Below are 10,080 nucleotides of genomic sequence, written 5' to 3'. Positions count from 1 at the left end.
AAAATACCTTATTGCAATCCAAAAATTGCGCTTCTGCCAAAGTTGTACCCCGCCTCGCAAACATCTTGACGAAAAATAATTTATGCTTAAATAAAAAGATAATCCTCTCCCGTCTTGCCAAACTGGATGATTGAGCACCAATCCCAAATATGGAGTACCATTATGCTACGTGTATGCGTCATCGGGCTGGGGCCAATTGGCAACCGGCACGCTGATATTTATATAGAAAATCCACTATCCGATCTCGTGGGCGTATGCGACATCGACGAAACCCGCGCCAACGCGGCCGCACAACGCCTGGGCGTCACCGCTTTTTACAACGTTCCAAAAATGCTTGAAGAACTCAAACCCGATGTGGTAAGCGTAGCCACAGGTGGCTATGAATACAGCAGTGATCACTACGCGCCCACCATACAAGCCATCGAAGCTGGCTGTCACGTCCTGGGCGAAAAACCCATCTCAAATAATATTTCCCACGGCGAAGAAATGGTCGCCAAAGCCAGAGAAATGGGCATCTGCTACGGCATTGACCTCAACCACCGCTTTACCCCTGCGGCTCGCCTTGCAAAAAAATGGGTCAATGAAGGGCGCCTGGGCCATCTGCTCTTTATCAATATGGCGATGTGGATCATGAACCCGGCGGAAAGCTCGCCGTATTATCACCTCAAAGCACTTCACCCACACACCATTGACGTCATGCGCTATTTCTGCGGCGATATAGAAGCGGTTCACTGTTTCGCCACCAAAGCACCCGGGCGCCAAATATGGTCCACCGCACAGTTCAACATGCGTTTTAAAAATGGCGTGGTCGGCTCACTCACGGGCAGTTACGACATCGCGCGCGGGCACCCCATGGAACGCTGCGAAGTCGCCGGCACAGGCGGCCGTTTCGTCCTCGATGACATGTGGCACGAACTCACCCTCTACCCGGCGGGCAACCTCGAAAAAACCGTGTACACAGACCCTGCCTTTGGGGGATTTGGAGATTTTATTGACACCTTCCGCGACCGCATCGGCACATTTCTCCGCCAGGTCAGCGAAGGAGTTGCACCCGAAGACATCGACGGCTCGGGCGAAGAAGGACTCGCCGCACAAAAAGTCATTGCCGCAGCCATTGAGTCGCTCGACACCGAAACCGTAGTTTACGTAAAATAGGGGCATTTATGGACAAGGTTCATATTGGCGTACTCAGCCACGCACACGGACACATCAACACATATTGTGGTCAAATGCAGCATTTTGACGATGTCGAACTCATCGCCACATGGGACGACAACAAAGATCGCGGACGCGAAAACGCTGAAAAATTCGGCATGGAATTTCGCACATCCGCAGACGCCGTACTCAGCGACCCAAATATCGACACCGTCATGATCGGCATAGAGACCAACCGCCACGCAGAATACGCAATAGTGGCCTCTCAGGCAGGCAAAAATATCCTGCTCCAAAAACCCATGGCTACCACCCTTGAAGATTGCGACCGCATCATCGAAGCCGTAAATAAATCGGGCGTCAAATTCAGCATGGCCTTTCAGATGCGGCAGGACCCCGTCAACCGCAAAATTAAGGAACTCGTTGACAAGGGCATAGTTGGTAATATCGCGGTCGTGCGCCGAAGACATTGTATCCCCGTACTGCTCAATCCCCACTTTGTCACTGGCGCGTCCAGATGGCACCTCGACCCCATTGCCAATATTGGAATGTACTTCGACGACGCCCCCCATGCCGCCGACTGGTTCTACTGGATTTTTGGTCGCCCCGTCTCAGTAATGGCCGAAATCGACAACATCGTGACAGATGCAGCACCTGACGATAACGGCGTCTCCATCTTCCGTTTTGAAACCGGCATGATGGGCATATTATTCAACGGCTCCACCACTGCCGCAGGCGTCAACACCACTGAAATCTACGGCGACGAAGGAACCATCATCCAGGACTACGGCGACGCGCCCTCCACCTCTGCGCCGCGATCAGAAGACGCCGTCCCACTCAAATACATCCGCCGCGGTGACGATCACTGGACCGAGTTCAAAATGGACATACCCAAAGGGCAGGGCGAGCGCATCGCCGCCATACCCCGTCCATTTATCAACTATATTCGCGGCCTGAGCAATGAACGCGTCTCCCCCGAAGAGGGGCGCGTCTCCGTTGAAATGATCCTCGGCGCATATCAATCGGCAAAAGAAGGAAGAAGAATCACATTCTAAAAGCGTGCAATGAAAGGATAACTCAATGCAACAATCCTATCCCGATCTCGACACATACAAACGGGAAGTCTTCGCCCGCGAAGACGACTTGCTCAAAAACATCATGCCCGATGCTGCCGAACAGGGTATTCCGCGAATCTCAGTCAGCTCCGAAGCCGGGCAAACCCTGTATTTGCTCGCCAGGACAATCGGCGCAAAAAAAATCCTCGAATTTGGTGCGCTCGCAGGTTATTCGGGGATATGGCTCGCCCGTGCACTGCCCGAAGACGGGCAATTCATCACCCTTGAAATTGAACCCAAACACGCCGATGTCACGCGGCGCAACTACGAAAAAGCCGGACTATCCGACCGAACAGATGTACGCCTCGGCGACGGGACAAAACTCATGCAAGATGCAGTGCAAGATGGGCCTTTTGACCTCATCTTCATCGACGCAGACAAAGAAAGCTATCCCAAATATCTCGACTTTGCCCTTGAAAATACGCGACCGGGCGGGCTCATCATCGCCGACAATGCCAATGGACACGGACATGCACATCGCGCACTGCCCGAAGGCGATGGTCGCCGCGGCATACAGGATTACAACCGCCGTGTTGCCAATCACCCCCGGCTCATCTCCAACATCATTCCCGTAGGCGGCTGGCTCGCCGTCTCACTCGTTTTGGAATAAATCTAAGAACTGATCCTTGACCCTTCCACTGCCCTCTTTTATATTTTCAAAAACGAACAGAGGTCGCGTCCATGGTCTATGAAGCCCAAATCGAAGGCATATTTATCGACCGCCAATTCGAAGAGCCGGTTGTTATGCTGAAACAAAAAGATGGCGACCACCGCGTGCCAATATGGATTCAAATGGGTGAAATGTTCTCGCTTGCCCTTCATATCGCAGGCGAAAATTTCAAACCGCCGCGTCCATTTGCACACGATTTAATCAAAACGGTTATTAAAAACCTGCAAGCCAGCGTTCAACACGCGCTCATCACAGACATTATAGACCACGTCTATCGCGCGCAACTGCATCTCACTTCCCATGTAACGCCATTGGAACTCGACGCGCGCCCCAGCGATGCGATCTTGATGGCACTCAAATTTGACGCGCCAATCTACATTGACGAAAAAGTAATAAAAAAAAGTACCGAACTGTCCCAAAAACACCCTCCTGAGCTCCTTCAGCAGAGATTGCAAAAACTGCACCCAGAAGATTTTATCAACTTTGTTCAATGAAAACATTATCCACACTCCTGTTTCTCTTTCTCTTCTCTACCCATATATCGGGTGAGATATACAGCCAGAAAGCGGAAACCCTCTTCCAACGCGCACTTGCCCATTATAATCAAGATAATCTATCAGACGCCCGGGATAGATTTATAGAACTCATCGAACAACACTCCCCCAATCAGCGCACCTCTGCCGCGAGATTCATGCTGGCAAAATCGCACTACAAATTGAAAGCATACGATCAGGCTCTGACCGCAGCCATCGCGCTTCAACATTACTACCCGCGCAGCCGATACATATCTGAAACCGACCTGATCATTGGCGACTGTTATTTTCACCAACACCAGATTTACAACGCCGCCACACAATATGCGCGCGTACTCACCAGCCGCGCCGACATACGCACCAAAGCGCGTGCAGCCGACCGCCTAAGCCAACTATCGGGCAGCGAAAAACTGCCTGATAGCGAGGTCGAAAATTTGAAAACAGATTTTAATCGCGCCATCATTGACGAAGCCATTGCCTTTGGCAAAGCGCACTGGCACATCAAACTCGACGACCTCGAAAAAGGCAACAAATACCTGACTCTCTTTCTCGATCACCATCCAAATGGGCAATTCGCTGTGCTCGCGCGACAAATCCTCATATCTTCGTCCCAACCTACCCCGGAACCAGAACCCCAAAAGGCGCGCTATAAAATCGGCGTCATCGCCCCATTGGACACCCCAAGCGGCGAAGACCTCCGCAACGGCATCACACTTGCGAGAGACCGCAATCCACTCGCATCTCACGACCAGGTCGAACTGATATTTGAAGACTCCGCAGGCGACCCCATTCGCGCAGCACGCGCGGTACAGCGCCTTGTTGAAGAACGCGATGTACTCGCCATCATCGGCGCACTCACAAGCGCGGTAACCACGCCTATTGCAACTATGCTAAGTGCCCAAAAAGTGCCCCTGGTGGCCCCAACAGCCTCAGACGACGGCATTGCATCCCTCAGTCCCTATGTTTTTCAAGTCAATGCAACACCAGGGGCACAGGGCAGGCGCATTGCAGAACACGCCGTGAATAAACAGGGTTTGCGAACGCTGGCTTCACTTGCATCTCGAGATGATTATGGCCAGAGCATCGCCCGCGAATTTGCCACCAGAGCCGAAGACCTCGGTGCCGAAGTGCTCATTCAAGAATGGTACGAACCCGGCACTACGGATTATCGCCGCCAATTTGAACGCATACGCATCGCGGGACTGGCACTTCAAGCGCCCGACGATCTCGCTTCGGCAATTGACTCATTAATCCTCGGCAACATACGCGTTGCTCCGCCCCCACCCGTCGTAGTTGATCCGGACACTGTGCAACTCGAAGTTGTCGAAGCCCTGGACGGCATCCTCATTGCGGGTGGCGCTGAAGACATCTTACTCATCGCCCCCCAATTTCATTCCGCCCTCGTTTCTTCCCAGGTGCTCGGTAGTGATGGCTGGAACCACGATGAAGTGGCTCGCGATGGCGGTAATTACGTCGATGGTGCTATTTTTGTCGCAAAATATTACGACCAGAGCCATCTTGAATCCGTGCAAAATTTTGTCAACGCCTACCGCTCGCGCTTTGGCAAAGAACAGAATATCGTTGCTGCCCTCGGATACGATGCCATGCTATCCATCCTGCACGGCATAAACGCGGGCGGCACCACCCGAGACCGCCTGCGAGAGCACCTTGAAACCCTCACAGATATACCCGGTGCAACCGGCCAAATATCCTTTGGCAAAGGCCATCGGGAAAATGCCTGGATGTATATGCTCACCATCCGCAACGGCAGAATAGAACCGTATAAGAAGTAGGAAGTGTGAAGGATAAAGGATGAAAAAGCACCCGCCCTGAGGTGGTAGAACGAGGCCTTCTAACTTCTTACTTCACCCTTCTCACTTCTTCTGGCATACCGTTTGCATAAGGTCTATTGCAGAAATAAAGCAACTTACTGTAAATTAAGACCTTTATATCGCAAACGTGCCCAATGCCAGAACACATCTTTCACATCCGCACACTCGCATGGCACATTGTTTTCACTCTGTGCCTTCCCGCGCTCCTATTCGCGCAACCGTCCGCCATCTACACCGAAGGCGAAGCCGAAGCTTATAACGACTTGTTGCGCGACCTCGAAGGCATACGTCTCGAGCTCAACCGCGCAAGTGAGAAAGACCTGCTCATTCTGCCCGGTCTCACCCCAGAACTCGCCCGGCAAATCATCGCCCGGCGCCCCTATCGCACCCTCGAAGAACTCGCCTCTGTCCAGGGCTTATCGGCAGAGCACATCGACCTCATCGCGCCCTATCTGTCCATCGCACCTCCGCGCCCATGGCGTTTACAATACACATCCCGCGTCTCGCGCCCTTCCAGACGCGCCAATAGCTTTGGCGACATGCGTCTCTATCAACGACTCGAAATCGCTTCACCCACACGTCTCTTTGCCTTTTTTCTTACAGAACGCGACCCGGAAGAACCCATTATCACCGATTACGTCACTGGCTATATTGCCCTGCCCCTTTCCCGCGTCAACATCATCATAGGAGACGTGCGTCCGGAATGGGGACAAGGACTGCTCTTTTCTCGCCGCACCCGCAACGCGACTGGCCTGAGCTATGCACGCGCCCGCACTGCCACGCGATCAGGCAACCGCACCAGCATAGAACACGGTGCCCTGCGCGGCATTTACCTGAGCGGCTCACACACCCACCTGCACTGGAGCCTGATGTATGGCCAAATGACATGGGATGCGACCTTTGGATCTGATACGCGTATCTACACCAGCGGCCTTCACCACACCGAAACCTCACAAGCGCGCAAAAACGCGCTCCGCGAACGCCTCACAGGTGCAAACATAGCCATTGGCTCCTCGCAAAAAAACATTGGACTGACAATCCTCGACACGGCCTTCAATCCAGTTGCGTCTGACACAGCCGGTGAATCCGCAGTGCCGCGCACAGCTCAGGCAGGCATGTTATTCAGTCTCAATGCCCTCTACCGCGCCGACCGCATCGCTCTATTTGGCGAAATCGCCCCCAGCGCTTTCATAACCGGCCTCGTCGCTGGAACACCCACCCTGCGTCTCCATCTCATTGGCAGACGCTATGGCGCCAATTTCCACAGCTTGCACGGCGCACCTTATGCCGCCTATAGCTCTCCCCCCAACAACGAATGGGGCGCATTCTTCGGCTTGACCTGGCGCATATCAAAACGCCAACGCCTCGATATCGCCCTCGACCGTCATGGGCAGCTCAGGCCAGAGAAAAGCGCACTACCAGAACGAGGCGCTCGCCTGCGGCTCAATTTTACCCACCGATTCAGCAGAGGTTTTTCTGTACGCCTGACCGCTGATGCCAGAAGTGCTACAAATCGCGTACCCCGCCAAAGCCTTCGCCTTTCGCTCGCCTACAAACGCCCCAACCACGCCCTGACCGCATGGCTACAGCGCGCATATGCCGGTACATCGGGAAACGCAGCTGGACTTCGTCTTCAACTCGGCAAATCAACGGGCTTTTCCCTCGCACTATGGGCCACCCACCACAAAATCTCATCCTACAACGCGCGTATCTACGACATCGAGCCCGATGTTTGGGGCGGCATACGCCTGCTCACCCTCTCGGGAGACGGCACAAATCGCGGCCTGCGCCTCACCTGGGCAACCGCGCATTTCCGCCTATCAACGCGCTACAGCCACCACCGCACCTCCTCCTGGTCGGCACAACTCGACCTCAAGCGTTAGCTCCCTTCTCCCCTTTCTCCTCTTATCTTACCTATTATTTTTTATTGACCAATCAACTGCTTTTATATTATCATGCACCTGATTAGAGCACAGAATAACACGAACCCGCAACAGAAAGGAGGAACTCACAGGTAAGATATCACTTCACATGTGCTCAATATCACATCCATTTAGTACAGGCACCTTGCGTGCCTCATTCACCCCCATCTGGAGGAAAAACCATGAAGTATCGACATCTCCCCCTGATCCTCGCACTTTTCATTGCATGCAGCTATAGCGCGAGTGACGCGGGCCATCACCTGAAGAGCGAGCAAAAAAGCGAGAGTGCTAAAAAAATGGCGCCAAAACCCGTCATGATCCCCGACGCCAATCTGCGTGCGGTAATTGCGGATTCTCTAAGCATGGCGAGCGATGCGGTGATCACCACGGCTGACATGGCAAAATTGAGACGCCTTGTCGCGCAAAATGCAAACATCAGCGATTTGAGTGGACTCGAGCACGCGAAAAATTTGACAGTATTGAACCTCGGTGCTACGCGCGTGGACAAAAAGGTTGTCAATAGCAACGCCGTCTCTGACCTCTCAGCACTTTCCGGTTTGAAAAAACTGAGAACGCTGAATCTGACCCGCAATAATGTATCTGACGTTTCAGCACTTGCTAAATTAACCAACCTGAGAACACTGAATCTCAGTGCGAACCGCAACGTCTCAGATATTTCGGCACTTGCTGGGGCGACCAAAATGAGAAACCTGAACCTGACTGGCAACAAAGTTGCGGATATTTCGGCAGTATCGGGCATGGCTGAGTTGAGAACCCTGAGCCTCAACAACAACAAAGTCGCAGACCTCGCGCCGGCCGCTGGCTTAGCCAACCTGGCAACACTGAATATCAGGCGCAACGCTCTGAACGAGGCATCGATGAAGACGCATGTTCCCGCCTTGACAAAAAAAGGCGTTAAAGTAAATACCGACAGCTAAATACCTGTAAAAATCTCAGGTCATAACCAAACGAGTTCGCTCGGTAAGGCTGAGCGAACTCGTTGTCGTTAAAAACACATTATGAAATCAATCGCGACAATAATCATCCTCATGCTGAGTATCCAAACACATACTGAAGCATTCACTCCCCCGGATAAGGATCGGATTCTAACGACCCTGAAACCCGGCCACCCGCGTCTGATGATGGATGCAAACACCCTCGCGCGCATCAAAGAGCAAATCGCTCGTGATACGGTCGCCGCCAAAATCTACCGTCGGGTCAAACGAGAAACTCAGAAAATACTCACGCAAAAACCATCGGAATACAGCATCCCGGATGGAAGACGCCTGCTCTCCACCAGCCGTCGCGTGAAAGAGCGCGTGCGTCAACTCGCCTTTGTCTATCTCATGGAAGGCGGAAAACCCTATTTAGAACGCGCCTGGACAGAACTCGAATCCGCGGCGCGATTCAAAGACTGGAATCCCGATCACTTTCTCGACACCGCAGAAATGACCTATGCCTTTGCCGTTGGATACGACTGGTTGTACAAGCATTGGACAGAAGAACAGCGTCACATCCTTCGCAGTGCCATCGTGGAAAAAGGTCTCAAACCCGGCTTAAAAGGCTATCGCGAAAACGCCTGGTGGGCGCGCAGTCACAACAATTGGAACCAGGTCTGCAACGGCGGGCTTGGCATGGGCGCGCTCGCCATCGCCGATGAAGAACCCGAACTCGCCAGTGAAATTCTCCACGCGGGCATCAAAGGCATTCCCCTATCGATGAATTTTTACGCCCCCGATGGCGCTGGTATCGAAGGCGTGACCTATTGGGATTATGGTGCGCGTTACAACGTACTCTTCTTATCCAGCCTGTTCAGTGCTCTCGGCACCGATTTTGATCTCGCAGCTATACCCGGTTTCAAAGAGAGCGGGAATTATCAGATTTATATCTCGGGGGCAGATCGCTACAGTTTTGACTTTGCCGATTGCGGGTTGCGGCGCATGAGTACCCCCATGCACTTCTGGATGGGCACGCACTACGGCATACAACACTACAGTTGGTTTCGCTACGACACGCTCAGGCAATACGGCAGGGGCACAGTGCTCGACTTGCTGTGGTTCGACGACAGCGCAAAAGACTTTGACCCCGGCACCCTGCCCCTCGACAAACACTTTCGCAAAGCCGATGTCGCCACCCTGCGTTCTTCCTGGACAGACCCCCACGCCCTCGTGCTGGGCATTCAGGCAGGCGGCAATTACAATCTGGGCATGCACCGGCACCTGGATCAGGGCACGTTCATCCTCGAAGCACTCGGCGAGCGATGGGCTATCGACTCGGGCACGGAACGCGAAACCTATCAAAGACATCGCAACAAACGCCAACGGTGGGAATTCTACCGCATCCGCGCCGAAGGCCACAACACCCTCGTCTTCAACCCTGGCAATGGTCCAGATCAGAACCCAAAAGCCGAATGTCCCATCACCGCCTTCAAGGCTGATCCCAGTCATGCGACAGCTGTTGTCGATCTCACCGATGTTTATGCCGATGATGCAACGCGTGCGCAGCGCACCTTTGAGATAATAGACCAAAATCATGTCGTGATTACCGACGACATTGAAGCCAAATCCCCATCTGAACTCTGGTGGTTCATGCACACGAGAGCCAGTGTCAAACTCGACGGACAAACCGCCCTTCTAACGCGCAGGGGCAAACATCTCAAAGCGGAAATTTTATCGCCATCCGACGCCATATTCACAGTCCTCAACGCAATCCCCTTGCCCACCTCTCCCAATCCCAAACAGGCCGATAACAAGGGCCGCAGAAAACTGGCGATCCACTTCACAGATGTCACAAAACTGCAGATTAAAGTAAAACTCTCGCCAGAGGTAAGCCCATAAGCCTGTGCTGTGTGCAACT

At 53.1% G+C, this 10,080-nt stretch carries 8 protein-coding genes; all 8 read left to right on the top strand.

Going from position 1 to position 10,080, the window contains the following annotated elements; genetic code table 11:
* The first annotated feature begins 162 nt into the window (after positions 1–162).
* The 8 genes from F4Y39_18620 (at position 163) to F4Y39_18585 (ending at position 10,061) form a co-directional block, all read left to right on the top strand.
* Positions 163–1,155, top strand: coding sequence for a Gfo/Idh/MocA family oxidoreductase (locus F4Y39_18620; GenBank protein MYC15743.1), 993 nt, complete (start codon positions 163–165; stop codon positions 1,153–1,155).
* 8 nt (positions 1,156–1,163) lie between these two features.
* Positions 1,164–2,207, top strand: coding sequence for a Gfo/Idh/MocA family oxidoreductase (locus F4Y39_18615; protein MYC15742.1), 1,044 nt, complete (start codon positions 1,164–1,166; stop codon positions 2,205–2,207).
* Between the two features lie 25 nt (positions 2,208–2,232).
* Positions 2,233–2,877: an O-methyltransferase gene (locus tag F4Y39_18610; GenBank protein ID MYC15741.1), complete on the top strand. Its 645-nt coding sequence runs from the start codon at positions 2,233–2,235 to the stop codon at positions 2,875–2,877.
* Between the two features lie 71 nt (positions 2,878–2,948).
* Positions 2,949–3,431, top strand: coding sequence for a bifunctional nuclease family protein (locus F4Y39_18605; protein ID MYC15740.1), 483 nt, complete (start codon positions 2,949–2,951; stop codon positions 3,429–3,431).
* A complete protein-coding gene (locus tag F4Y39_18600; protein ID MYC15739.1) occupies positions 3,428–5,263 on the top strand; it encodes an ABC transporter substrate-binding protein in 1,836 nt (611 codons plus the stop codon). The genes F4Y39_18605 and F4Y39_18600 overlap by 4 nt, the downstream gene beginning before the upstream one ends.
* A 173-nt stretch (positions 5,264–5,436) precedes the next feature.
* Positions 5,437–7,185, top strand: a complete 1,749-nt coding sequence (locus F4Y39_18595) for a helix-hairpin-helix domain-containing protein (protein ID MYC15738.1) — start codon at positions 5,437–5,439, stop codon at positions 7,183–7,185.
* Positions 7,186–7,406: 221 nt separating this feature from the next.
* Positions 7,407–8,162, top strand: coding sequence for a hypothetical protein (locus F4Y39_18590; GenBank protein MYC15737.1), 756 nt, complete (start codon positions 7,407–7,409; stop codon positions 8,160–8,162).
* An 81-nt stretch (positions 8,163–8,243) separates the two neighbouring features.
* Complete coding sequence (locus tag F4Y39_18585) at positions 8,244–10,061, top strand: DUF4962 domain-containing protein (GenBank protein MYC15736.1); 1,818 nt, start codon at positions 8,244–8,246, stop codon at positions 10,059–10,061.
* Positions 10,062–10,080: the final 19 nt, after the last annotated feature.

The organism is Gemmatimonadota bacterium (genome assembly GCA_009838845.1).
GTDB lineage: Bacteria > Latescibacterota > UBA2968 > UBA2968 > UBA2968 > VXRD01.
Note: the sequence above shows the minus strand (reverse complement) of the source record. Positions and strands in the feature narration are given on the sequence as shown.

Coding starts and splice junctions, on each gene's coding strand:
- F4Y39_18620 (MYC15743.1), top strand. CDS start 163: ATGCTACGTGTATGCGTCATCGGGCTGGGGCCAATTGGCAACCGGCAC.
- F4Y39_18615 (MYC15742.1), top strand. CDS start 1,164: ATGGACAAGGTTCATATTGGCGTACTCAGCCACGCACACGGACACATC.
- F4Y39_18610 (MYC15741.1), top strand. CDS start 2,233: ATGCAACAATCCTATCCCGATCTCGACACATACAAACGGGAAGTCTTC.
- F4Y39_18605 (MYC15740.1), top strand. CDS start 2,949: ATGGTCTATGAAGCCCAAATCGAAGGCATATTTATCGACCGCCAATTC.
- F4Y39_18600 (MYC15739.1), top strand. CDS start 3,428: ATGAAAACATTATCCACACTCCTGTTTCTCTTTCTCTTCTCTACCCAT.
- F4Y39_18595 (MYC15738.1), top strand. CDS start 5,437: ATGCCAGAACACATCTTTCACATCCGCACACTCGCATGGCACATTGTT.
- F4Y39_18590 (MYC15737.1), top strand. CDS start 7,407: ATGAAGTATCGACATCTCCCCCTGATCCTCGCACTTTTCATTGCATGC.
- F4Y39_18585 (MYC15736.1), top strand. CDS start 8,244: ATGAAATCAATCGCGACAATAATCATCCTCATGCTGAGTATCCAAACA.